Source organism: Microbacterium sp. SORGH_AS_0888, assembly GCF_030818905.1.
Lineage (GTDB): Bacteria > Actinomycetota > Actinomycetes > Actinomycetales > Microbacteriaceae > Microbacterium.
This window is the reverse complement of sequence record NZ_JAUTAZ010000001.1, coordinates 3,028,185-3,051,291: the sequence shown is the minus strand read 5'-3', so window position 1 is coordinate 3,051,291 and position 23,107 is coordinate 3,028,185. Positions and strand designations below refer to the sequence as shown.

At 71.0% G+C, this 23,107-nt stretch carries 22 protein-coding genes; 11 read left to right on the top strand and 11 right to left on the bottom strand.

The annotated features are described in order from the left end of the window. The first annotated feature begins 48 nt into the window (after nucleotides 1-48). Nucleotides 49-408 (top strand): nuclear transport factor 2 family protein, encoded by a 360-nt coding sequence (locus tag QE381_RS14850; protein WP_307219390.1) that lies wholly within the window; start codon nucleotides 49-51, stop codon nucleotides 406-408. Between the two features lie 7 nt (nucleotides 409-415). Here the strand turns inward: QE381_RS14850 and QE381_RS14845 are convergent, their stop codons facing one another. Both QE381_RS14845 and QE381_RS14840 read right to left on the bottom strand, forming a co-directional pair. Further along, nucleotides 416-811 (bottom strand): DUF3054 domain-containing protein, encoded by a 396-nt coding sequence (locus QE381_RS14845; RefSeq protein WP_307219388.1) that lies wholly within the window; start codon nucleotides 809-811, stop codon nucleotides 416-418. After that, nucleotides 808-1,410 (bottom strand): helix-turn-helix domain-containing protein, encoded by a 603-nt coding sequence (locus QE381_RS14840; protein WP_307219386.1) that lies wholly within the window; start codon nucleotides 1,408-1,410, stop codon nucleotides 808-810. Before QE381_RS14840 ends, QE381_RS14845 begins: the two co-directional genes overlap by 4 nt. A gap of 28 nt (nucleotides 1,411-1,438) precedes the next feature. Here QE381_RS14840 and QE381_RS14835 point away from each other — a divergent pair, with 28 nt between their 5' ends. The 3 genes from QE381_RS14835 to QE381_RS14825 all read left to right on the top strand — a co-directional run bounded on the left by QE381_RS14835 (nucleotide 1,439) and on the right by QE381_RS14825 (nucleotide 6,155). Further along, nucleotides 1,439-2,977, top strand: coding sequence for a bifunctional NAD(P)/FAD-dependent oxidoreductase/class I SAM-dependent methyltransferase (locus QE381_RS14835; RefSeq protein WP_307219384.1), 1,539 nt, complete (start codon nucleotides 1,439-1,441; stop codon nucleotides 2,975-2,977). Between the two features lie 66 nt (nucleotides 2,978-3,043). Then, nucleotides 3,044-4,429, top strand: coding sequence for an HNH endonuclease signature motif containing protein (locus tag QE381_RS14830; protein WP_307219382.1), 1,386 nt, complete (start codon nucleotides 3,044-3,046; stop codon nucleotides 4,427-4,429). Nucleotides 4,430-4,670: 241 nt separating this feature from the next. After that, the gene (locus QE381_RS14825; protein ID WP_307219381.1) at nucleotides 4,671-6,155 is read left to right on the top strand and encodes an MATE family efflux transporter; all 1,485 of its coding nucleotides are present in this window, start codon (nucleotides 4,671-4,673) and stop codon (nucleotides 6,153-6,155) included. Nucleotides 6,156-6,161: 6 nt separating this feature from the next. Here QE381_RS14825 and QE381_RS14820 read toward each other — a convergent pair whose 3' ends face one another. The 7 genes from QE381_RS14820 to QE381_RS14790 all read right to left on the bottom strand — a co-directional run bounded on the left by QE381_RS14820 (nucleotide 6,162) and on the right by QE381_RS14790 (nucleotide 12,839). Further along, nucleotides 6,162-7,823 (bottom strand): AarF/ABC1/UbiB kinase family protein, encoded by a 1,662-nt coding sequence (locus tag QE381_RS14820; protein WP_307219379.1) that lies wholly within the window; start codon nucleotides 7,821-7,823, stop codon nucleotides 6,162-6,164. Between the two features lie 6 nt (nucleotides 7,824-7,829). Further along, nucleotides 7,830-8,417: a PadR family transcriptional regulator gene (locus tag QE381_RS14815; RefSeq protein ID WP_307219377.1), complete on the bottom strand. Its 588-nt coding sequence runs from the start codon at nucleotides 8,415-8,417 to the stop codon at nucleotides 7,830-7,832. A 51-nt stretch (nucleotides 8,418-8,468) separates the two neighbouring features. After that, entirely contained in the window at nucleotides 8,469-9,512 is a 1,044-nt protein-coding gene (gene add, locus QE381_RS14810; protein WP_307219375.1) for an adenosine deaminase, read from the bottom strand. Nucleotides 9,513-9,520: 8 nt separating this feature from the next. Continuing rightward, nucleotides 9,521-10,579 carry a phosphogluconate dehydrogenase (NAD(+)-dependent, decarboxylating) gene (gene gnd / locus QE381_RS14805; RefSeq protein WP_307219373.1) on the bottom strand — a complete coding sequence of 353 codons (1,059 nt, stop codon included), beginning with the start codon at nucleotides 10,577-10,579 and terminating at the stop codon, nucleotides 9,521-9,523. A gap of 30 nt (nucleotides 10,580-10,609) precedes the next feature. Continuing rightward, nucleotides 10,610-10,858 (bottom strand): DUF6458 family protein, encoded by a 249-nt coding sequence (locus tag QE381_RS14800; RefSeq protein ID WP_307219371.1) that lies wholly within the window; start codon nucleotides 10,856-10,858, stop codon nucleotides 10,610-10,612. A 330-nt stretch (nucleotides 10,859-11,188) separates the two neighbouring features. Further along, nucleotides 11,189-11,914 carry a DUF1361 domain-containing protein gene (locus tag QE381_RS14795; protein ID WP_307219369.1) on the bottom strand — a complete coding sequence of 242 codons (726 nt, stop codon included), beginning with the start codon at nucleotides 11,912-11,914 and terminating at the stop codon, nucleotides 11,189-11,191. Between the two features lie 4 nt (nucleotides 11,915-11,918). Beyond that, nucleotides 11,919-12,839, bottom strand: a complete 921-nt coding sequence (locus tag QE381_RS14790) for a diacylglycerol kinase family protein (protein WP_307219367.1) — start codon at nucleotides 12,837-12,839, stop codon at nucleotides 11,919-11,921. A 29-nt stretch (nucleotides 12,840-12,868) separates the two neighbouring features. On the opposite strand from QE381_RS14790, the gene QE381_RS14785 reads away from it, so the two are divergent. The 3 genes from QE381_RS14785 to QE381_RS14775 all read left to right on the top strand — a co-directional run bounded on the left by QE381_RS14785 (nucleotide 12,869) and on the right by QE381_RS14775 (nucleotide 15,167). Then, nucleotides 12,869-14,221 carry a chloride channel protein gene (locus QE381_RS14785; protein WP_307219365.1) on the top strand — a complete coding sequence of 451 codons (1,353 nt, stop codon included), beginning with the start codon at nucleotides 12,869-12,871 and terminating at the stop codon, nucleotides 14,219-14,221. A gap of 45 nt (nucleotides 14,222-14,266) precedes the next feature. Next, the gene (locus tag QE381_RS14780) at nucleotides 14,267-14,860 is read left to right on the top strand and encodes a winged helix-turn-helix transcriptional regulator (RefSeq protein WP_307219363.1); all 594 of its coding nucleotides are present in this window, start codon (nucleotides 14,267-14,269) and stop codon (nucleotides 14,858-14,860) included. A gap of 70 nt (nucleotides 14,861-14,930) precedes the next feature. Further along, on the top strand, nucleotides 14,931-15,167 hold the full coding sequence (locus QE381_RS14775; protein WP_307219361.1) for a hypothetical protein: 237 nt from the start codon (nucleotides 14,931-14,933) through the stop codon (nucleotides 15,165-15,167). Here the strand turns inward: QE381_RS14775 and fdhD are convergent. Both fdhD and moaA read right to left on the bottom strand, forming a co-directional pair. After that, a complete protein-coding gene (gene fdhD / locus QE381_RS14770) occupies nucleotides 15,131-15,970 on the bottom strand; it encodes a formate dehydrogenase accessory sulfurtransferase FdhD (RefSeq protein ID WP_307219360.1) in 840 nt (279 codons plus the stop codon). The genes QE381_RS14775 and fdhD overlap by 37 nt on opposite strands. 1 nt (nucleotide 15,971) lies before the next feature. Next, entirely contained in the window at nucleotides 15,972-17,042 is a 1,071-nt protein-coding gene (gene moaA / locus QE381_RS14765) for a GTP 3',8-cyclase MoaA (protein ID WP_373426957.1), read from the bottom strand. 196 nt (nucleotides 17,043-17,238) lie between these two features. Between moaA and QE381_RS14760 the strand changes: the two genes are divergently transcribed. Genes QE381_RS14760 through cydC form a run of 4 tightly spaced genes read left to right on the top strand, consistent with a single transcriptional unit; the run spans nucleotide 17,239 to nucleotide 23,105 of the window. Then, complete coding sequence (locus tag QE381_RS14760; protein WP_307219359.1) at nucleotides 17,239-18,681, top strand: cytochrome ubiquinol oxidase subunit I; 1,443 nt, start codon at nucleotides 17,239-17,241, stop codon at nucleotides 18,679-18,681. A gap of 9 nt (nucleotides 18,682-18,690) precedes the next feature. Continuing rightward, nucleotides 18,691-19,722, top strand: coding sequence for a cytochrome d ubiquinol oxidase subunit II (gene cydB / locus QE381_RS14755; RefSeq protein WP_307219358.1), 1,032 nt, complete (start codon nucleotides 18,691-18,693; stop codon nucleotides 19,720-19,722). Nucleotides 19,723-19,779: 57 nt separating this feature from the next. Continuing rightward, nucleotides 19,780-21,435: a thiol reductant ABC exporter subunit CydD gene (gene cydD / locus QE381_RS14750; RefSeq protein ID WP_373426995.1), complete on the top strand. Its 1,656-nt coding sequence runs from the start codon at nucleotides 19,780-19,782 to the stop codon at nucleotides 21,433-21,435. Continuing rightward, entirely contained in the window at nucleotides 21,432-23,105 is a 1,674-nt protein-coding gene (cydC, locus tag QE381_RS14745) for a thiol reductant ABC exporter subunit CydC (protein ID WP_307219356.1), read from the top strand. The genes cydD and cydC overlap by 4 nt, the downstream gene beginning before the upstream one ends. The last annotated feature ends 2 nt before the right edge of the window (nucleotides 23,106-23,107 follow it).

Here is a 23,107-nt window from a genome sequence, read left to right as displayed (position 1 = left end):
GGCGCGGTGAGGTGGACCGGAGCTCGCCGTGCGGGTAGACAGGAGAGCATGACGAGAGCGAGCGACTGGCTCGACGCCTACCTGCGGGCGTGGACGACGAAGAAGCCGAAACACGTACGAGCCGTCTTCACGGACGACGCAGAGTACTGGTTCCGGCCCGACGACCCGGCACCGGTGACCGGCATCGACGCGATCCTGGAGATGTGGGCCCGGGACGACGAGCCGTGCGAGCCGCGGATCGATCTTCGCGTGCTCGTCGAGAGCCCCGAGATCGCCGTCATCACCGGCAGCGTCGACTATCCGGGGCACCAGACCTACCTCAACATGTGGGAGGTCCACCTCGCCGAGGACGGTCGCGCCCGCCGCTTCGTCGAGTGGTTCATGACGCCCCGCAAGCGCGGAGCCTGAACCCGCGTCAGCCGCGTCGCGCACCCCGGCGGATGAGCGCGGCGAGCGTGCGCCATCCCACGAGGAACAGCAGCAGCACGATCGAGGCCACGATGACGAACGCGAGCTGCACGCCCTGACCGGAGATCGCGCGCAGGAGCATTCCGCCGGCGACCGTCACGCCCCAGACGCCGATGCCGGTGCGGACGGGAGCGGTCGGCGCGCGCCAGCCACGGGTGACGAGCCAGCCGGCGACGAGGCCCGCCAGGAACGGCCAGGCCGTCAGCGCCACCCCTCCGACCGAGACATCCTCGCGGTGGCTGGCGCGGCCGATCACGGCGAACACCACCACGAGCACCACATCCGTCGCGAACGACGTGGCGAGGGGGCGGGCGGCGAGAGTGGGGCGATCGGGCGACGTCACTCTCCCATCCTCCCCCCGCTCGCGCCCCGCACGTGCATCCGCGCCCCGTCGCCGTTGAAGATCGACAGGATCTCCGCCGGCCTGCTTCCGGCGGACCACATCGCGTGCGGGGTTCGGGTGTCGAACTCGGCCGCCTCACCGCGACCGAGCACGAGCTCCTGCGCTCCGAGTCGCAGACTCAGTCGGCCCGAAAGCACGTACAGCCACTCGTAGCCGTCGTGGACGCGCGGCTCCGGGGCGGTCCCTCGCGGCGGGTAGGTGATCTTGAACGTCTGCACCGGCGACTGGTCCGCGGTCAGCGGCGCGATGAGGACTCCATCGCGCGAGACCGCCGGCCGCCGCACCCGCGGGTCGCGTTCCGGCTCCGGCAGCAGGTCGTCGATGCGGATGCCGAGCTCTCTCGTGAGCGGAACGAGCAGCTCGAGGCTCGCCTGACGCTTGCCGGACTCCAGCCGGGACAGTGTGCTCGCCGACATCCCGGCACGCTCCGCGAGCTGCTCGAGCGTCCATCCACGGCCCGTGCGCGCGGAGCGCAGACGAGGCCCGACCTGTTCGAGCACGACGGCCCTCCTTGCTGATTCTGCAAACGAGTTTGCCATGTTGCCGAGCACGCGACACGGTGGGCACATGGATGTCGACGTGATCGTTGTCGGCGCGGGGCCTGCGGGCCTCAGCGCCACGCTGATGCTCGCCCGCTCCCGCCGGAGCGTTCTCGTGATCGACGACGGGAGGCCCCGCAACCGCTTCGCGGCCCACATGCACGGGCTCGTCGGTTACGACGGCACACCGCCCGCAGAGCTCACCGCGCGCGGGCGCGCCGATGCCGAGCGCTACGGCGTCGCCTTCGCCGACGACCGCGTGTCGGCCGCGACTGCCGGAGGCCGGCACATCACGCTGACCACGGCCGGCGGCGCGACGCACCGCGCACGCGCAGTCGTCGTCGCGTCCGGCATCGCGGACGTGCTGCCCGACGTTCCGGGACTCGCCGAGCGGTGGGGAACGACGGTGCTGCACTGCCCCTACTGCCACGGCTGGGAGGTGCGCGAGCAGCGCCTGGGCGTGCTGCTGACCTCGTCGATGGGTCTTCACCAGGCCGAGCTCGCACGCCAGCTCAGCGACTCCGTGACGGTGTTCACGAACGACGTCGCGATCGACAGCGCAGCACGCACGCGCCTGGCGGCACGATCGGTCACGATCGTCGACGGCTCCGTGTCCGCCGTGACGCAGGAGGCGACGGTGCACCTCGCGGACGGCGGGGTCGTCACGATCGATGCGCTCTTCACCGCCGGCACCCCTCGACCGCACGACGACTTCGCAGACGCGCTCGGCGCCCGTCGCGTGGACGATCTGCTCGAGGTCGATGCGCTGCACCGCACGAGCCATCCGCGGCTCTGGGCGTGCGGCAACGCCGTCTTGCCGTTCGCGAACGTGCCCCTCTCGCTGGGCGACGGCGCGATGACGGGAGCGGCGGTCAACGCCGCACTCACGGCCGAGGACTTCGATCACGCCGTCGCCGCGGCCGACGCGGCCCGGACGCAGACACCGGCGGAGCACTGGGACGGTCGCTACTCCGCCGCCGACCGCGTCTGGTCCGGCCGTGTGAACGCCGCGGTCGCCGACATCGCGGGCACCGTCGGCCCGGGAGCCGGCCGCACCTCCCTGGACCTCGGATGTGGCGAGGGCGCCGACGTGATCTGGCTCGCCGAGCACGGCTGGTCGGCGAGGGGCGTCGACATCTCGTCCGTCGCGGTCGCGCGGGCGACCGAGGCCGCTCGCGAGCGCGGTGTGCCCGCGCGGTTCGAGAGCGCGGATCTGTCCACGTGGGAGCCCGAGGACACCGTCGACCTCGTGACCGCGAGCTTCCTCCACTCGACCGTCGAGCTGCCGCGGGAGGACATCCTCCGCCGCGCCGCGACCTGGGTGGCCCCGGGAGGCCATCTCCTCATCGTCTCTCACGCCGCCCCGCCGCCCTGGTCGCATGCGCACCACCACCCGACGCTCCCGACGCCCGAGGAGGAGCTGCACGCCCTCGCCCTGGACGCCTCCTCGTGGGACATCCTGCTCTCGGAGGTGCGCGAGCGTACGACGACGGGGCCGGACGGCGAGCCCGCGGTGCTCGAGGACGGGATCGTGCTGGCCCGGCGTCGCGACGTTGGCTCAACGTAGATCTTTTCTTCGCTTATTATTCTGACATTCTGTTCACTTCATCGAATCTTTGTTCTATAATGAAGCATGGTCTCCCCCTCGACACACGACACGCAGACGACACCGGTCGCTGACCGCGTGCCGTGGGATGACGAGTCCTATCCGTTCGAGCTCGATGCGATGCTGTGCCCCGAGCCCCTCGACCGCGTGCAGGAGATCAGCACCCTGATGGGCGTGTTCCTGGCCGAGCGGGCGATGTGGATCGCCGCGATGTGCCGCGACGCCTTCGCGGGCGCCGGCGGATTCGGCGAGGCGGCGCCCGCCGTGCTCCTGCGCTCGCTGCGCCTGGAACTGGCTGCCGCCCTGCGCGTCACCGAGTACGTCGCAGGAGACCTGCTGCGTCGGTCCGTCGCCCTGTGCGATCACTTTCCGGAGGTGCTCACCGCGCTGAGCACCTCCCGCATCACGGAACGTCACGCCGACCTGCTGATCGACGCGCTCGAAGAGATCGAGCCGGAGCACTCGGGGCGTCTTCTCGAAGAGGGCCTCGCCCTTGCCGAGCGGCAGCCGGTCGGCACGTTTCGACGCGCGCTTTCCGCGCTCAGCAACACCCTGCGGGCCGCCACGCTCGAGACCCGGCACACGGAGGCGGTAGCGCATCGCCTGACCTCGATCGAAGCCGCCGCCGACGGCATGGCCTGGTTCCACCTCTACGGCCCGCACGTCGAGGTCCTGGCGATCCAGAGCCGCCTGACAGCCATGGCCTCCTCCCTGCGGGCCGGAGACGACGAGGAGACCCGCACGATCGATCAGCTGCGTGCCGATGTGGCCTGCGACCTGCTGATCGAGGGAGACACCCGCCTGCACCCCGCCGACGCGCGCGGCGTGCAGGCGACGGTGTCCGTCACGGTACCGGCCCTCTCGCTCCTGGACGAGGGCCGCGCAGGCTCCGCACCAGCGACGGTCGAAGGCATCGGGCCGATCCCGATCGCACGGGCCCGTGAGCTGTGCGGCGCGGCGAAGGGGTGGATGCGGGTGCTCACCCATCCCGAGACCGGCGTAGCCCTCTCCGTGGGCCGCGTGCAGTACCGCCCGCCCGCCGACATGGCGCGGTTCGTGAAGTGGCGAGCCGGCCGATGCATGGCGCCCGGATGCCACATGCCCGCAAGCCGGTGCCAGATCGATCACAACATCGCCTGGGAGCACGGCGGCTCGACCTCGGTCGACAATCTGACAGCGCTCTGCCAGGGACACCACACACTGAAGCACCACGGGGCCTGGAAGATCCGGCAGCTCGAGGGCGGAGTGATCGAGTGGACGTCGCCGACGGGGCGGATGTACCTCGTCGAGCCGCAGCGGCGCTTCCCGACGTTCCGCGACGACGGCGTGACGGACGATCCGCATCCGCCGAAGGTCTCGGACGCTCTCATACACGCCGGAGCCGACGCGACATCGGATCCACCACCCTTCTAGCCCCCACATCGGGCCCGAGCGACGGGGCGCGTAGGCGCACTCGCCTCAGGCCGCCGTGTGGCCGGGCCCCGCACCGACCGCCGGACCCCGTGTTCGACATCGTCGCGCAGCTCGAATCGATTCGATACACTGGGAGGACGGTCCTCACAGCCCTGCTCGGCGCGCCGTCGCCCGCGCTCCTGGTCGGCCGCCCCGATCACCCCTCGGTTTCGACCGCTCTCTTTCGACCCTTGAGTTTCGTATGTCCAGAATCCTGACCACGGGCAGCCCGTGGCGCGTCATCCTCGCGTTCTCCGTCCCCCTGCTCATCGGCAACGTCGTGCAGCAGCTCTACCAGTTCGTCGACGCGATCGTCGTCGGTCGTGAGCTGGGAGTCGATGCCCTCGCCGCGGTCGGCGCGACGGGGAGCATGCTGTTCCTGCTCATCGGTTTCGCCTGGGGCCTCACAACCGGCTTCGCGATCCCGACCGCGCAGGCCTTCGGCGCCGGCGACCACGCCGCCGTGCGTCGCTCGGTCGCGACGGGCACGGTGCTCACGGGGGTCACGAGCATCCTGCTCACGCTCGTCGCGCCGCTCATCGCCGGCCGCATCCTCGAGCTGCTGCAGACCCCGGCCGCCCTGCTCCCCCAGGCGACGACGTTCGCGCAGGTGAGCTTCCTCGGGGCGGGCGCGACCATGTTCTTCAACTACCTCTCGGCGATCATCCGCGCGATCGGCGACTCCCGCACGCCGCTCGTGTACCTGACGCTGGCCTGCGTGCTCAACGCCGGGCTGGTCGTCCTCTTCGTCGGACCGCTCGGACTCGGCGTCGCCGGGGCGGCGCTCGCCACCGTGGTCTCGCAGGCGGTGTCGGTCGCCCTCTGCCTCGCGCACGTGCGGCGCCGGATCCCCGTGCTCCACCTGCGCCGCAGCGACTGGCGCATCGGTCGGAACGACCTCGCCCTGCACCTGCGCCTCGGCCTCCCGATGGGGTTCCAGGCCTCGATCATCGCGATCGGCGCGCTGGCCGTCCAGGTGCGACTGAACGCGCTCGGAGCGGATGCGGTCGCGGCATACACGGCGGCCTCCCGCGTCGACGGGCTCGCCGTCGCGCTGCTCCAGTCGCTCGGCCTCGCCGTCTCGATGTTCGTCGCCCAGAACCACGGCGGCGGCCGACCCGACCGCATCCGACGGGGCGTCGCGCAGGCGAGCGTCATGGCCCTCATCGGCTCGGTCGCGCTCGGCATCGTGCTGGTGGTCTTCGGAGCGAGCATCGTGCGGCTGTTCGTCGGCGACGCCTCGGGCGACGTCGTCGACCTCGCGCACGTCATGCTCGTGATCAACGGCGCGACCTACGCGCTCCTGGGCGTGCTGTTCGTCACACGCGGAGCGCTGCAGGGACTCGGCCACGCCATGATCCCGACCGTGACCGGGCTCATCGAGCTCGGGATGCGGCTGGGCGCGGCCGTGATCCTGGGCGCAGCCCTCGGGTTCGTCGGCGTCGCCTGGAGCAACCCGCTGGCGTGGCTCGGCGCCGTCGCGGTGCTCGTCCCCGCGTACCTGCACGCGCATCGCGCGCTCGCCCGGCAGCCGCTCGGCCCGACCGACGCCGTCACGGCCGAGACCACTCCGATCCCGGTCATCGGCCCGGTCGACGGGTCGATGACCGTCGACGCCGTGGTCACGCGCCCGGTGCCGATCCAGCCGCAACGGGCCCGGCGCAGAACTCGGATGACTCGGCGCTGATGCCCGTCACGGCCGTCGGCGACGCGCGCCGAACAGGGCGTACAACAGCGGCGCGGCCGACACGACGAACATGACCCCGGAGAAGACGGGATCGCTGGCGCGCAGCAGCACGGCGGCCAGCAGGAACGCGGTGAACAGGACGCCGCCGAGGATCCGCTGCGCCAGCCGCTCCAGGCGCCCGAGCCGATCGTCCAGCCGCGACAGGTCGACCTGGAGCCGTCCGTCCTCGACCCGGGTGATGACGGTGTCCAGCCGCCGCGGAAGCCGCCAGAGCGCGGAGGCCGTGAGAACGCCCTGCTGCGCGAGATCTCGGACGACGCCGCTGCCCTGGTCCCGCAGCAGCCGCGCGGCATAGGGCTCCACGGAGTCCCAGACGTTGTAGTCGGGATCCAGCGTGCTGCACACGCCGGAGGTCATCGAGGCCGCCCGGATGACGAGCAGGAAGTTCTCCGGCAGCTGGAACGGCAGCGAGCGCATCACCTCGCCGAACTCGTCCGCGAACACGCGCATCTCGCGCGGGTCCACGTCACGCAACTGCGCGAACCCCATCCCGCCGAACCGCGCGAACAGCGCCGTCATGGCGCGTTCGAGCTCACGCGTGTCCGCCGACGGGAGCAGCACGCCGATGTCCTGGATGCCGGCGATCAACGCCGAGCCGTCGCGGGACGCGACCGCGATCAGCACCGTGCGCAGCCCATCGCGCACCGAGGGCGAGATCTCGCCCATCATGCCGAAGTCGATGAACGTCAGCCGCCACGCGCCCTGCGGCAGGGGCGTCACGAAGACATTGCCGGGATGGGGATCCGCGTGGAAAAACCCGTGCGTGAAGAGCTGGTCGAACATGACGGCGGCGAAGACCGTCGCCACGGCAGAGGGGTCGATCCCCGCCTCGCGCAGCGACGCGACATCCGAGATCTTGAGGGCGGTCACGTCCTGCAGCGTCAGCACCCGCCGAGTCGTGCGCTCCCACGCGATGGCGGGGACGCTCACGCGGTCGTCCTCCGCGAAGTCCGCCGCGAAGCGTTCGGCGTTCGCGGCCTCGTGCAGATAGTCGATCTCCGCAAGGCTCGTCTGAGCGAACTCCTCGACGAGCGCGGGCGCATCGACGCGCTGGGAGACGACGCGCACCCGCATCAGCCAGCCCGCCACCCGGCGAAGCGCCGCGAGGTCCACCTCGATGATCTGCTCGATGCCGGGACGTTGGACCTTGACGACCACATCGGCGAAGCCGGCGTCCGCCGCGAGTCCGGGAGCCAGCCGCGCACGGTGCGCTTGGCCGAGGGATGCGGCCGCCAGCGGCGACTCCTCGAACCGCTCGTAGGCGCGCGCCAACGGCATCCCGAGCTCCGCCTCGGCGAGCGCGCGGACCTCGGCGAAGGCGACCGGGGGCACCTCGTCCTGCAGTCCCGACAGCTCTTCGGTGATCTCCGGCGGCAGCACATCCAGTCGTGACGACATGAACTGGCCGACCTTGATCATGAGACCGCCGAGCTCGACCGCGAGCGCGTGGAACCGCCGGGCGAGGCGACGCATCCGCGCCTCCCGACCCTGCGCGGCGAACCGGGCGAAGCCGAGACGCGGCAGCGCCAGCTCGAACCACCACACCGAGACGAGCGCGCGGGCGGCGAACCTCAGGATGCGACGCGAACGAGCCGTCTGCGGGGCCACTCGCTCTCAGTCCTGCGCGAGGATGCCGTACAGCTTGCGCCGCGCCTCGTCGAGCACGTCGACGGCCTTCACGACCTGCTCCGAGCTGCCGGTGCGCGCAACCTGCGCGGCGACCTGTGCGAGCTCCATGCCCGCCTTCGGCAACGCCGTGACGCGGCCGCTGTCGCGCAGCCCCGAGCTCTCCCACGGCGCCTGCTTGTCGGCGGCCGCCTCCGCCTCGGCACGGCCGACCTCGGTCAGGGAGTAGGTCTTGCGACCGTTCGACTCCGAGGCCTCGATCATGCCCTCGTCGGAGAGGAGCTGCAACGTCGGGTAGACGGACCCGGCGCTCGGCTTCCACACGCCGCCGGAACGGTCCTCGATCTCGCGGATGATCTGGTAGCCGTGCATCGGCTGCTCGAGCAGGAGCGCGAGGACCGCGGCCCGCACGTCGCCGCGCCCCATACGGGGTCCGACACGCTTGTCGAACGCCGTGCGCAGCTGGTCGAACGCCTCACGCAGCCCGTCGGCACCGGGGATGCCGCCCAAGCCGTCGGCGAATCCCCCGAACCCCCGCGAGCCGCCGCCGAATCCCCCGCCGAACGTTCCACTCATGATGACCTCCCGATCCGTGAACGATACCTAACGATATATCGTTCATGGTCGTTATGGAAGGTCCCGGGCTCCCGCCAGCGCAGCGACGAGACCGTCGAAATCGGCGAGCCGCCGCCGCTTCTCCTCGTCGTCGCACCACGCCGCCTCGAAACCCGCGCGCGCCAGGCGCACCGCGTCCGCCAGCCCGACTCCCATCGCGGTCAGCGCCACGGTGTATTCGCGCCCGACGTCCGTCTTGAACAGCACGGCGTCGTCGGTCGCGATCGTCACGAGGAGACCCTCGCGGATCATCCGGGCGATGCGATGCCCCGGCTCGAGCTCCCAGTGCGACAGCTCGTACGTGGAATGCGGGGTGCAGGTGAAGGCGACGCCGGAGGAACGCGCGAACGCCAGCACCTCGGCATCGTCGACGACGCGGTAGCCGTGGTCGACACGGTCGACGTGGAGGGTCTCGATCGCATCGCGCACGTTCTGCGGGCTCGCCGCCATCGTCTCGCCGACGTGGGCGCTGCGGCGCAGACCGTGCCGCTCGGCGAGCGCGTAGGCCGCAGCGAAACGGAGCGGATCCTCGTCGAGCTCGGGCGTCAGGTAGTCCTGTCCGATGCCGACCACGGCCGGATGCGGGTGGGCGATCACCGTCTGGACCATGGCGACCGCCGCCTCCGGGCCCAGCGACCGGTTGATGGCCGCGATGATCCGATAGCCGACGCCGAGCTCCCGCTCCGCGCGCCCGAGTCCGTCGACGAGCGCATCGACGAGGCTCGGGTAGTCGACGCCGAGGGCCGCGAAGTTGTCGGGGTTGACGAAGTACTCGCGATAACGCAGATTGCCGGCGCGCACCGCGTCCACGACGCCTTCGTACGCGACCCGGGCGATGTCGGCCGGATCGCGCAGGACCTCCTGCGCGACCTGGAAGACGTCGAGGAAGTCGGGAAGCCCGCGGTAGTCGAGCAGTTCCTCGAGATCGTCGGTACGCAGGCGGACGCCGTAGCGGTGGGCCAGCTCACGCAGCGTCGTGAGCCGCATCGTCGCCACGAGGTGGCAGTGCAGCTCGGCCTTCGGCAGCAGCCGCAGGATGTCGGCGTCGCTGAGCACCCGCGGACCTAGGAGGTCGCGTCGGAGTGGGCGGCGCCGGCCTCCAGCCGATCTCCGGACGGCAGCTCCTGGTGACCGCCGAACTGCAGACGCATCGCCGAGAGCAGCTGGTTCGCGTAGTGGTCCTCGCCGCGGGAGGCGAACCGCTCGAACAGGGATGCCGCCAGCACCGGCGCCGGGACGCCCACGTCCACCGCCGCCTTGACGGTCCAGCGCCCCTCGCCCGAGTCGGACACGCGCCCCGCCAGTCCGTCGAGCGTCGGGTTCTGCGCGAGGGCCGCCGCCGTCAGGTCCAGCAGCCAGGACGAGATGACCGAGCCGCGGCGCCAGACCTCGGCGACCTTGGGAACGTCGATGTCGAACTGGTAGAACTCCGGCTCCTCGAGCGGCGCGACCTCGGCCGAGTGCGTGGCCTCGCGCACTCCCGCATCCGCGTTCTCGAGGATGTTCATGCCCTCGGCGAGCGCCGCCATGATGCCGTACTCGATGCCGTTGTGGACCATCTTCACGAAGTGGCCGGCACCGCTCGGGCCGCAGTGCAGGTAGCCGAGCTCCTCCGGCGCGTAGTCGCCGCTACGACCCGGGGTGCGCTCGACGTCGCCGGCGCCCGGCGCGATCGTGCGCAGGATCGGGTCGATGAGGGCGACGGCCTCGTCGGGTCCGCCGACCATCAGGCAGTAGCCGCGCTCGAGCCCGAAGACCCCGCCGCTCGTGCCGATGTCGACGTAGTGGATGCCCTTGTCGCGCAGGGCGGCGGCGCGGCGCACGTCGTCCCGGTAGTTCGAGTTGCCGCCGTCGATGATGACGTCGCCCGCCTCCAGGACCTCCGCGACCTGCCCGGCGACCGTTCCGGTGAGCCCGGCCGGGATCATGAGCCACACGACCCTCGGTCCGGTCAGCTTCGCCGAGAGGTCCTCGAGCGAGGAGGCTCCCGTGAAGCCCTCCTTCTCGAGCGCGCTCACCGCATCCTGGTTCACGTCGTAGACGACGCAGTCGTGACCGTCGCGCTGGAGTCGACGAACGATGTTGGCACCCATGCGGCCGAGGCCGATCATCCCGAGTTGCATGGCGGCAGTCTATTCCGGCCGGTCCCCCTGCTAGACCTCGTCGGTCCGCGTGGACTGCTCGGTCACCCGCTGCTGACCGCCCGGGCCGACCTCGCGCACGACCGAGCTGCTCGTGCGCTTGCGGGCGAGCAGGACGATGCCCAGGAGGGCGACGACGACTCCGGCGCCGATCAGGATGTATCCGACCAGGTGCAGATCCACCCAGGAAAGTTCGACGTCGAGTGCGAACGCCAGGATCGCGCCGATCACGATGAGGGCGATGCCCGCTCCGATGCTCATCTCCGACTCCTCCCCGGCGCACGGTGCGCCGATCACCCGCGATGCTGCCATGCGGGTGCGCGCTCACGCGGAGGGCTTGACAGCGCGGGCTACCGCCCTGGCGCCCCCGAGCGCTCAGCCGAGCGAGACGAAGCCGAAAACTCAGCCGAGCGAGGCGAAGCCAAAAACTCAGCCGAGCGAGACGAAGCCGAAAACTCACCCAAGCGAGACGAAGCCAAAAACTCACCCAAGCGAGACGAAGCCAAAAACTCACCCAAGCGAGACGAAGCCAAAAACTCACCCAAGCGAGACGAAGCCAAAAACTCACCCAAGCGAGACGAAGCCAAAAACTCACCCAAGCGAGACGAAGCCAAAAAGATACAGTGGCGCGTAGACGAGGGCGATCAGCAGCGCATGGGTCAGCACGAAGCCGCCGGCCTCGAGCGCCTTGCCGCGCTGCCGCAGATGTGAGACGAGCTTGCTCGCCATCGACCGCGGATGCCGCACGTCCCAGCTGTTGAACCTCAGATAGCGGCCGAGGTAGACGCCGACGGCGCCGAGCACGATCACGACCGCCGCGAACGCCCAGCTGGAGGCGGGCGGCACCACCCACGGCGTCGGATCGACCACGACGAGCACGAAGCCGGTCTGGATGACGGCGAGGCTCAGCACGGCGTTCGCGATGCCCGAGAGGGTGAGGGTCAGCGTCTGCACGATGTCGTACCAGAGCGGCACGGGATCGCCGTCCTGCCGATGGCTGAAGTTGAGCTCGGTGATCAGGTAGATCGAGTTCGGGAAGAACAGCAGCCACAGCAGGGTGCCGACGACGAGATAGGTCCAGAGGATGCCGGCGGAGAGACCGGTCGACAGGTTCGCCGCGACGGCGACCACGGGGCCGAGCACCGCGAGCCCGGCGACGGCGAGGACGGCCGCGAGCACCGGCACGGCCGACAGGCCGATGTTCACGAGCATCGGCCGGTAGAGCCGGACCCCGTAGACCGCGCTGCGCAGCCAGACCAGCACCGCCGCGTAGAGGTTCAGCAGGACGACGGCCGCCGCGGCGACGAGGATCGTCATGCGGTCAGCGCACCACGAGCGCGCCGGCGTCGATGGACGCGGTGAACGCGCCGACCTCGCCGACCTCCTCGCCGTCGATCTCGAACGCGCGCGGCTCGGGCAGCTCCACGCGCACCCGGCGCGCCTGCGCGTGGTCGACCGTCTGGGTGCTGGCCGCCTTGCGGTCCTTGTCGAACAGGCGGAGAAGGCCGTTCTCCCAGACCATCGAGCGCAGCGTGTCCATCCACTGCAGCACGCCGTCGCTGCGCACGACGAGCGTGTCGAGCACGCCGTCGTCGGGGACGGCGTCCGGCAGCAGCGTGATCCCGCCCTGCAGGGTGCCGCAGTTGCCGACAAGCACGGTGTGCGCGCTCGTCGCGACGGGGTCGCCGTCGTCGATTGCGATCGTCACGTCGAGCACGTCGGAGGCCGCCAGAGCGCGCCCCATGGCCTCCACGTAGGCGAGCCATCCGGCCTTGGACTTGAGGTCGTCGTCGGTCTCGGCCAGCATCTGGGCGTCCAGGCCGAAGCCGACCATGACGACGAACGCCTGACGGTCGCCGGTGTCCGTCTCGACCCAGCCGACGTCGATCGCACGCGCCTCGGCATCCGCGATCCGCCGCAGCGCCGCGGAGACGTTGCCGAGCGGCACACCGAGGTTCCGGGCGAGCAGGTTCCCGGTGCCCTGGGGCACGATCCCGAGGTGGACGCCCGTGCCGGCGAGCACCTCGGCGACGGCCCGGACGGTTCCGTCGCCGCCCGCCGCGATCACCAGATCGCAGCCGGCGTCGACCGCTTCCCGTGCCATGCCCTGTCCCGGGTCCTCCGGGGTCGTCTCGAACCAGTGGGTGTCGGCGTCGCCGCCGACCTCTGCCCAGGCCTTCTCGAGCGGCTCTCGCTCGATCTTGCTGGGGTTGAAGACGATTCCCACGCGCGACTGAGTCATGGGACCCATCATGCACACTCGCCGCGACCATGCGCACGCTTCCCGCGGCGACCCTTACGATGTGGCGGGTGATGGTCGAGCCCCCGCAACCCGACGAGTTCGGCGGAACCCGGCGCTCGCTGCTCGTGCTGGTCGTGGTCTGCGCGGTCGCCGGGGTGCTCGCGGGCCTCGTCGGCGGCGCCTTCCGCTGGCTGCTCGAGCGGGCGGATGCGGTCCGGTCCGGGATCGCGGAGTGGTCCCATACGCTGCCCGGCGGTGTGTTCGTCCCCGTCCTGCTGGTCGCCCTGTGCGCGGCGCTGGCCGCCGCGATCGTGCGGCTCTCGCCGCGGGCCGCGGGCAGCGGCATCCAGGATGTCGCGGCGGTCGTGCGCGGTCAGGTCAAGGCGCCGCCGGTCAGCGTGCTGCCCGCTCGATTCGCCGGCGGACTGCTCGCGATCGGCGGCGGACTCGTGCTCGGCCGGGAGGGCCCGACGGTGCACATGGCGGCCGCCATCGGGGCGACGGCCGCACGCGGCGGCCGGCTGCCGGTGACCGATGTGCGCACGGCCCAGAGCGCCCTGGCCGGAGCGGGGCTGGCGGTGGCGTTCGGCGCCCCGATCGCGGGCGCCGTGTTCGTCTTCGAGGAGATCACCCGCGCCGTCACGCTGCGAACCGCCCTGGCGACGCTCGCGGCGGTGGGCGGGGCGATGGCGGCGGCGCACCTCCTGGTCGGCGATGCGCTCGAGTTCCGGCTGCCGATCGTTCCGGAGGCGCCGCTGCACACGCTTCCGCTGATGGCCGCGCTCGGCGTCGTGCTGGGGGTCCTGGGGGCCGGGTACAACATCCTCGTCGTCGCGGCGACCGCGTCCGCGGCGCACCTGCGCCGACTGCCCGTGACCGTCCGCGCCGCGCTCATCGGCGCGCTCGTGGGCGGCGCCCTGTTCGTCGACCCGCTGATGGTGGGCGGCGGCGACGCGCTGACGCAGCTGCTGCTGGCCGGTCACGCCGTGGCTCTGCCAGTCCTGCTCCTGTACCTCGGCGTACGGTTCGTCGCGGGGCCGCTCTCGTATGCGGCTCGTACCCCCGGCGGCCTGTTCGCGCCGCTGCTGGCTCTCGGCGCCCTCGGCGGCACCGCGATCGCGGAGGTGTCGCGCGCGTTCGATCCGAGCCTCGGCACCGGGTTCTCGGTCGCGATGGCCGTCGTGGGGATGTCGACGATGTTCGCCGCGGTCGTGCGCGCGCCGGTCACCGGGATCGTCGTCATCATCGAGATGACGGGCGCGAGCATGCTGGCACTGCCCATGATCGTCGGGGCCGCGGCCGCCGTGCTCACGGCGACGATGCTGCGTTCACGTCCCGTGTACGACAGCCTGCGCGAGCTCATGGTCGCCGGCAAGCCGTGACCCGTTCCCCTGCCGCGCGCCGACCGGGCCGTGGATAATGGGGGCATGGCCGCCTACAGCGCGATCTCGAGCTACTCCCGCGTGCAACTGCTGCATCTGCTGCAGGGGCGTCCGCAGCGCTCGATCGCCGAGCTGTGCGAGGCGACGGGCCTGCACGCCAACACCGTTCGAGAGCACATGCAGCGTCTGATCGACGGCGGCTACGTCGTGGCCGAGACCGAGAAGCGCACGGTTCGGGGACGCCCCCGGGTGCTCTACAGCGCCGCGTCCCCCGACGAGGCGAGCCCCATCGCACAGCGCAAGGCGCGCGACGCGGCGCGACGCGGCGACCTCATGCGCCGCGTCCTCCCCGGCGCGCACGCCGCGGGCCTGCCCACCGAGGCGCTCCACCAGCTCGACGCGCTCACCGACGACCTCGGCGACGCCGGATTCGACCCCCTCGTCGACGAGTCGGCGCTCACGGTCGACCTGTCGCCGTGCCCGCACGGGACCGCGACGGACGCCGACCGACGGGTCCTCTGCCACGTGCACCTCGGGCTCATGGACGGCGTGCTCGCGCAGGCCGGTGGGCCGCTGCGGGTCGCGGGCATGGCGCCTTCGTGCGATCCCACGCAGTGCGTGGTGCGACTCGCGGGCTGAGCGCACGGGCCCACGGGCGCTGTGGATGACGGGGGGTCGCCGCCGCGCGCGGATCGTCAGAGCACCGGGCGTGGAGATCGCGATCACCGACTCCCGACGGGGACAGGAGACGCAGAGCGACCGGGAGGCGCTGGTCACGACGGCGCTCGCGATCCTCGACTGCAGACCCGGGCGGCGCCAGGGACACGACCGGCGGCGCCGGAGGACGGTGAACGCCTACGAGATCCTTGTCTCGGAGCAGACCATGGGTCGATCAGACCGTGCGCTCGATCATGGCTCGACCGTGATCCGCTCTGCGCCCGCGTAGACGTTCATCGACTGCCCGCGCACGAAGCCGGCGAGCGTCAGCCCACTGGCGGCGGCGAGCTCGACCGCGAGCGAGGAGGGCGCCGACACCGCCGACAGGATGGGGATGCCGGCCATGACGGCCTTCTGCACGAGCTCGAAGCTCGCGCGCCCCGACACCTGCAGCACGGTCCCGCCCAACGGGAGTCGGTCGTTCAGCACGGCCCAGCCGACGACCTTGTCGACGGCGTTGTGCCGGCCGACGTCCTCGCGCAGCACGAGCATCTCGCCCGTGGTGGCGTCGAAGAGCGCGGCCGCGTGCAGCCCGCCCGTCTTCTCGAACACGGCCTGCCCCGCCCGGAGCAGCTCGGGCAAGCGCGCGAGGGATGCCGCCGCCACCGTCGTCTCGTCGGCGGCGACGTCGTACGCGGACACCGTCTCGACCGCGTCGATCGAGGCCTTGCCGCAGACGCCGCAGGAGCTCGTCGTGTAGAAGTTGCGCGACAGCGCCGACTCGGGCAGCCGCACGCCGGGAGCGAGGGTCACATCGAGCACGTTGTACGTGTTCTCGGCGCCGCCGGTTCCGGGACCGCCGCAGTGGATCGCCCCGAGGAACTGGGCGCCGTCGGCGACGACGCCCTCCGAGACGAGGAATCCGGCTGCGAGCTCGACATCCGCGCCGGGAGTGCGCATGGTGACGGCCAGGGGCTCGCCCGCGACACGGATCTCCAGCGGCTCCTCGACAGCGAGCACGTCGCCGCGACGCCGAGGCTGCTCCCCGAGGGTTATCCGCACAACAGGACGTCGAGCGGTGATGCGCCCCATGTCAGCCTCCGATCGCATTCATGCCGCGTGCCGGCTGCAGGAACCCCGGGTCGTCGATCGCATGTCCCGGGAGCTTGCGCAGGATGCAGGCGCGCAGCATCCCGTCGAGGTCGTCGTCGCCCGCGCCGCCCCGCAGCAGCGGCACGAGGTCGAACTCGGTCGTCGAGAACAGGCAGTTGCGCAGCTGGCCGTCGGCGGTCAGCCGCAGTCTGTCGCAGTCGCCGCAGAAGGGGGCGGTGACGGAGGCGATGACCCCGACCGTGTCGGGGCCGCCGTCGAGTCGCCAACGTTCGGCGGGCGCGCCGCCACGGCCCGGGACCGGCGTCAGCTCCCACCGGGCCGAGAGCGCGCCGAGGATCTCCTCGCGCGTCACCATCTGCGCGCGATCCCACGTGTGGCCGGCATCGAGGGGCATCTGCTCGATGAAGCGCAACTGGGCCCCCTGCGAGACGGCGAACTCGACGAGCTCGACGAGCTCGTCGTCGTTCACGCCCCGCATCGCGACGGCGTTGAGCTTGAGCGGGCGCAGATCGGAGGCCGCGGCCGCCGCGATGCCCTCGAGGACCTCGGGCAGGCGATCGCGGCGCGTGAGCGCGGCGAACCGGTCGCGGCGGATCGTGTCGATCGAGACGTTGACCCGGGAAAGCCCCGCCGCGACGAGGTCCGGCAGCAGCTCGGGGAGCCGGATGCCGTTGGTCGTCATCGCGATCTGCACCGGCCCGTCGGGGCCTCGGACCGCCGCGAGCCGGGCCACGACGTCGACGACGTCGCGGCGCAGCAGCGGCTCGCCGCCGGTGAGCCGGAACGTGGTCACGCCCGCCGCGGCGGCGATCCGCGCGACGCGCTCGATCTCGTCGACCGTGAGGATGCTCTCGCGCGCGAGCCACTCGTTGCCCTGCTCGGGCATGCAGTAGGTGCACCGCAGCGAGCAGCGGTCGGTGAGCGAGATGCGCAGATCGCGGTGCACGCGGCCGAAGGTGTCGACGAGCGGCGCCCCGGGCGCCGCCTCGTACGCGGACGGATCGATCTCCGGAAGGCGGGCGCGCGGCATTCCGACGTTCACCGCGCTCATCGCGTCGCACCCGTGCCGAACCGCATCTTTCGAGACTACGGCGTCGGAGATGTCTCGGCTCCGAGACATCTCGATTATTCACGGCGCCGGTCCGACGGAACGCCGAACAAACGTTGAGACAATCTGAAGGAACCGTGTCGGGCCGTCCCGTCCGTGGGGTCGGTGCAGCGTGGCCGATGCGGAGAAGGGCACGGCTATGGACCTCCTCGATCCGCTCATCCTTGCGCGGTGGCAGTTCGGCCTCACGACGTTGTACCACTTCCTCTTCGTTCCGCTCACCCTCGGGATGGGGCTCGTGGTCGCGATCTTCCAGAGCGCCTGGGTGCGCACGGGGAACACGACGTGGCTGCAGCTGACGAGGCTGTTCGGCAAGATCTTCCTCATCAACTTCGCCATGGGCGTCGTGACCGGCATCGTGCAGGAGTTCCAGTTCGGCATGAACTGGTCCGCCTACTCGCGGTTCGTCGGCGACATCTTCGGCGCACCGCTCGCGTTCGAGGGTCTTCTGGCGTTCTTCTTCGAGGCGACGTTCATCGGACTGTGGATCTTCGGGTGGGACCGACTGTCGAAGCGCGTGCACCTGGCGACGATCTGGATGGCGTGGATCGGTGCCACCCTGTCCGCCTACTTCATCCTCGCCGCCAACGCGTTCATGCAGAACCCGGTCGGCTACACGATGGCCGAGGACGGTCACCGAGCCGAGCTGACGGACTTCTGGGCCGTGCTGACCAACAAGGTGGCGCTGGCGACGTTCCCGCACACGATGTTCGCCTCGCTCATGTTCGCCGCCGCCGTCGTGATCGCCGTCGCGGCCTGGCACCTCGCGCGCCACCAGCACCTCGACATGATGCGCTCCGCACTGCGGTTCGGGATGTGGACCATGCTGATCGCGTTCGCCGGCGTCGCCCTCGCGGGCGACCAGCTGGGCCTCGCGATGGTCGAGACCCAGCCGATGAAGATGGCCGCTGCGGAGGCGCTCTACAACACGGCCACCGGGGCCAACGCATCCTTCTCGATCTTCTCGCTCGGGACGCCGGACGGCTCCAGCGAGATCTGGTCGCTGCGTGTGCCGTACCTGCTCTCGTTCCTGTCGACGCACAGTCTCGACGGCACGGTCGAGGGCATCAACGACCTGAACGCGCTGTACGCGCAAAGGTGGCCGGAGCTCGCCCAGCAGCTCGCCGCCCGCGGAGACAACTTCGCACCCACGATCTGGGTCACGTACTGGTCGTTCCGCTGGATGATGGGCTTCGGCGGTCTCGCCGCCCTCGTCTCGGTCGTCGGCCTGTGGCTGACGCGCAAGAACGCGAAGCGCGCGGTGCCGCAGTGGGCGTGGCGGATCGCGATCTGGTCGGCGCCGCTGCCGCTGCTCGGGAGCCTGGTCGGCTGGGTGTTCACCGAGATGGGCCGTCAGCCATGGATCGTGTTCGGGCTGATGCTCACCGAGGACGGCGTCTCGCCGTCGGTCCCCGGCTGGAACGTGCTGATCTCGCTCATCGCGTTCACCGCGATCTACGCCGTGCTCGCGGTCGTCGAGTTCGGCCTGATCCTGAAGACCGCCAAGAAGGGCCCCGAGCCCCTCCCCGACCCCGAGACGGCGTCCGAGGATGCCGCGAACGTGCCCACCACGGTGTACTAGGAGCCCCTCATGGATCTCGCATACCTCTGGTTCTTCATCGTCGGGGTGCTGTTCGTCGGCTACTTCGTCCTCGACGGCTTCGACTTCGGCGTCGGCATGTCGCTGCCCTTCCTCGGGAAGGACGACGTCTCCCGCCGCCAGATCATCAACACGATCGGCCCGGTCTGGGACCTCAACGAGACGTGGGTCATCGTCGCGGGCGCCTGCCTGTTCGCCGCGTTCCCGGAGTGGTACGCCACGCTGTTCAGCGGCTTCTACCTCGCGCTGCTGCTGATCCTGCTGGCTCTCATCGCCCGCGGCGTCTCATTCGAGTACCGCCACCAGCGCGACTCGCTGCGGTGGAAGAAGGGCTTCGACACCCTGATCGTGGTCGGCTCGGCGCTGCCGGCCTTCCTCTGGGGCGTCGCCGTCGCGAACATCGTGCACGGGGTTCCGATCGACGCGAACCACGAGTTCACCGGATCGCTGCTGACCCTGCTCAACCCCTACGGGCTGCTCGGCGGGCTCACGACGCTGCTGCTGTTCTTCACGCACGGCGTGTACTTCGTCGCGCTGAAGACCGATGGCCAGGTGCGCCAGGACGCCCGTCGGCTCGCGACGCGCTCGGGCATCCTCACGGTGGTCGTCGCGGCGGCGTTCCTCATCTGGACGGTCGTGAACGCCGCATCCGGCAGCGCCCCGGCGCTGGCGCTCGTGATCGCGTGCGCAGCGCTCGCCGCGGTCCTGCTGATCGGATCGGTCGTCGCGAACCTCGCCGGCCGCGAGGGCTGGGCGTTCGGCTTCGGCGCGGGCACGGTGGTGTTCGCGGTGCTGACGCTGTGGCTGGCGCTCTTCCCGAACGTGATGCCCTCCACGACCGACCCGGCCTTCAGCCTCACGATCGAGAACGCCTCCAGCACCGACTACACCCTGACGATCATGTCGTGGGCGGCGCTCATCTTCCTGCCGCTCGTGCTGCTCTACCAGGGCTGGACGTACTGGATCTTCCGCAAGCGCGTGTCGCGGTCGAGGATCGAGCAGGCCGCCGCGCAGGCGCACTGACCGATGCCCGGCGCGGGGGGACGTCGGGCATCCGCATGACAGGATCGAAGAGTGACGATCGACACCGCGGCGGCGCCCACGCGCCCCCGTAGCCGCCCCGTCGACCCTCGCCTGCTCCGCTACGCGACCGCCGCCCGCGGGTTCCTCGGGATCACGGGCGCGATCGTGCTGGCCCAGACCGGCGTCATCATCGGCTTCTCCTACGCGCTGAGCCGAGCGCTCGTCGGAGTCATCGAGGGCGAGCCCCTCGCGGAACTGGTCCCCTGGATCCTCGGCGGAATCGCTTTCACCGTCGTGCGCGCACTGCTGATCGCCGCCTCGGAGCGCACGTCCGCAACCGGAGCAGCGCGGTCCTCCCTGCAGCTGCGCGACCGGCTCGTACGCGCCGTCGAGAAGCTCGGACCGGGCTGGCTGGCGCGCCGAAACAGCGCCGCCCTGGCCGTGACAGCGGGTCACGGACTCGAGGCGCTCGACGCCTACTTCGGCCGGTACCTGCCGCAGCTCGTCGCCACAACCATCACGATGCCGATCCTCATCCTCGCGATCCTCGTGGCGGATCCGCTCTCAGGACTGACGGTGATCGTCACGATGCCGCTCATCCCCATCTTCATGGTGCTGATCGGACTCGCCACCCGAGCCGTGCAGAACAAGCAGTACAGCACGCTGCGAGTGCTGGCAACCCGCTTCGCGGACACCGTCGCGGGGCTGTCGACCCTCAAGATCTTCGGCCGCCAGCACCGCGCAGCGGCGACGATGGAGCGGGTCACCGCCGACTACAAGCGCGAGACGATGGCCGTCTTGCGTGTGTCCTTCCTCTCCGGTTTCGCGCTGGAGTTCCTGGCCTCGATCTCAGTGGCGATCATCGCGGTCACGATCGGGTTCCGGCTTCTGGCGGGCGAGATGCCGCTGCTGGTGGGACTGTTCGTGCTGTTGCTCGCACCGGAAGCGTATCTCCCGCTGCGCCAGGTCGGAGTGCAGTTCCACGCGGCAGCCGAGGGCGTCGCCGCCACCGGCGAGATCTTCGAGACGCTCGACGCCGCCCGCGCTCTCCGTCCTGCTCCCGGGGGTGCGAGCACCCCCGACGCGCGAACGACACGAGAGCTGATCGCCGCGCGGGGTCTGACGATCCGACGCGGCGAGCACCTGATCGGTCCGATCGACCTGCGCGTGGATGCGCGTGAGATCGTGCTCCTGGCCGGACCGAGCGGGGCCGGGAAGTCGAGCGTGATCGCGGCGCTGCTCGGCTTCGCGGATGCCGAGGGCACGATTCTCGTGGACGGGCACCCCGTCGCGGACGCACGGGACGCGCTCGCTTGGGCCGGACAGCGCCCTGGCCTGATCTCGGGCACGGTCACGGACAACATCACGCTCGGCGACTCCGCCCCCGATGCCGCTCTCGTGGCTCGATGCCTGGCGGACGCACTCGTCGACGTGCCGCCCGGGCTCGAGCTGGGGGCGGCGGGAGCGGGCCTCTCCGGCGGGCAGGCCCAGCGCGTCGCGGTGGCACGCGCGCTCTACCGACGGCGTTCGAGCGACGCTCGAGTGCTCGTGCTCGACGAGCCCTCGAGCGCGCTCGATGCGGCGACCGAGAGCGAGCTGTGGCGGATGCTGCGGGCCGAGGCCGACGACGGCGCCGGCGTGCTGCTGATCTCGCATCGCCTCACGGCGCGGACGATCGCCGATCGTGTCGTCGCCCTGGAGGTTGCACGATGAGGACGAGCGAGGTGCTCCGATCGGCGCAGCCTCCACTACGCCGGTTCTGGTGGGCGATCGCGGCGGGCACGGGCACGGCGGTCAGCGCGATCGCACTGCTGGCGGCGAGCGCGTGGCTCATCACCCGCGCCGCCGAGCAACCCGAGGTCATGTACATCAGCGCGGCCGTCGTCGCCGTGCGCGCCTTCGCGCTCGGGCGCGGCACCTTCCGCTACCTCGAGCGTCTGACCAGCCACGACGCCGCGCTGGGGCAGCTCGCCTCGGTGCGGGCGGGCCTCGTGCGCCGTATCGTCCCGCTCGCGCCCGACGGCCTGGGAACGACGAGGCGCGGCGCCCTGCTCTCGCGCCTGGTGGATGACGTGGACGAGCTGCAGAACCTGTCACTGCGTGTGGTCATGCCGCTCGCCGTCGCGGGACTCGCGTCGCTGGCGAGTGTCGTGTTCGTCGCGTTTCTCTCGCCCGGCGCGGCAATCGTGCTCTTCGGCTGTCTCGCCGGCGCGTTCGCCCTCGCGGTCTGGCTCGGATGGATCGCGGGCGGCCGCGCCGAACGCGACATTGCGCCGCTGCGCTCCCGCCTCTCCGATGCACTGCTGGACGAGTTCGTCTCGCTCGAGGTGCTCACCGCTTACGGCGCGACCGGAGCGGCCCACGAGCGGGTCCGCGCCGCCGACGAAGCGCTCCGGCGGGCGACCGTTCGGCGGGCGACCGCGCAGGGGCTGACCGCAGGCGCCGTGTCTCTGCTCGCGGGCGTTGCGTCGTTCGCCGCGCTGCTGGTCGCGTTGCCCGGTCTGGCCGCCGGAGGGCTGACGGGCCCGGTGCTCGCAGTCGTCGTGCTGCTGCCGATGGCGGTGTTCGAGGTGTTCGGCCCGGTGCCGCTCGCGCTCGCATCCTGGCGACAGGTGCGTTCCGCCGCCGAGCGGATCGCACGGACGGTGCCGGACGACGTACCTGCGGGTCTCCCCCGGGATGAGCCTCCTGCGGAGGGGAGGGGTCCTGTGCTGGGCGACGGCATCCGTCTCGCGGGACTCGGTGCGCACTGGCCGTCGCGCGGCGGAGAGTCGGCCGATGGGGGCACACTCCACCACGTCGATCTGGAGGTGGCGCCGGGCGAGCGGGTCTTGGTGACCGGGCCGAGCGGTGCCGGCAAGACGACGCTCGCCCACGTTCTCGTACGGTTCCTGGACTACACCGGCTCATACCGGATCGGCGGCCGAGAGGTGCGGGAGCTGAACGGTGACGACGTGCGACGCACGATCGGCCTATGCGAGCAGTCCCCCTATCTGTTCGACGAGTCACTGCGTCAGAACCTCCTGTTCGCGCACGACACGGCGGCCGATGACGAGCTGTGGGAGGCTCTGGACCGGGTGGGGCTCGCCGAGTGGGCGCGCGAGCACGGCGGCCTCGACACGCCGCTCGGCGAGCGGGGCGGGCTCGTCTCGGGCGGTCAGGCGCAGCGCATCACGCTGGCCCGCGCGCTCCTGACCGGCTTCCCGGTGCTCGTGCTCGACGAGCCCACGGCGGGCGTGGACCCTGCGGCATCCGATGCGCTGTTGCGCGACCTCCTCCAGGCGGTCGATACGGATCGCGCCGTCGTGCTCGTCTCCCACGTCGCGATCCCGGAGGGACTGGTCGACCGCGAGGTTCGGATCGAGGGCGGTCGGACGGTCTGATC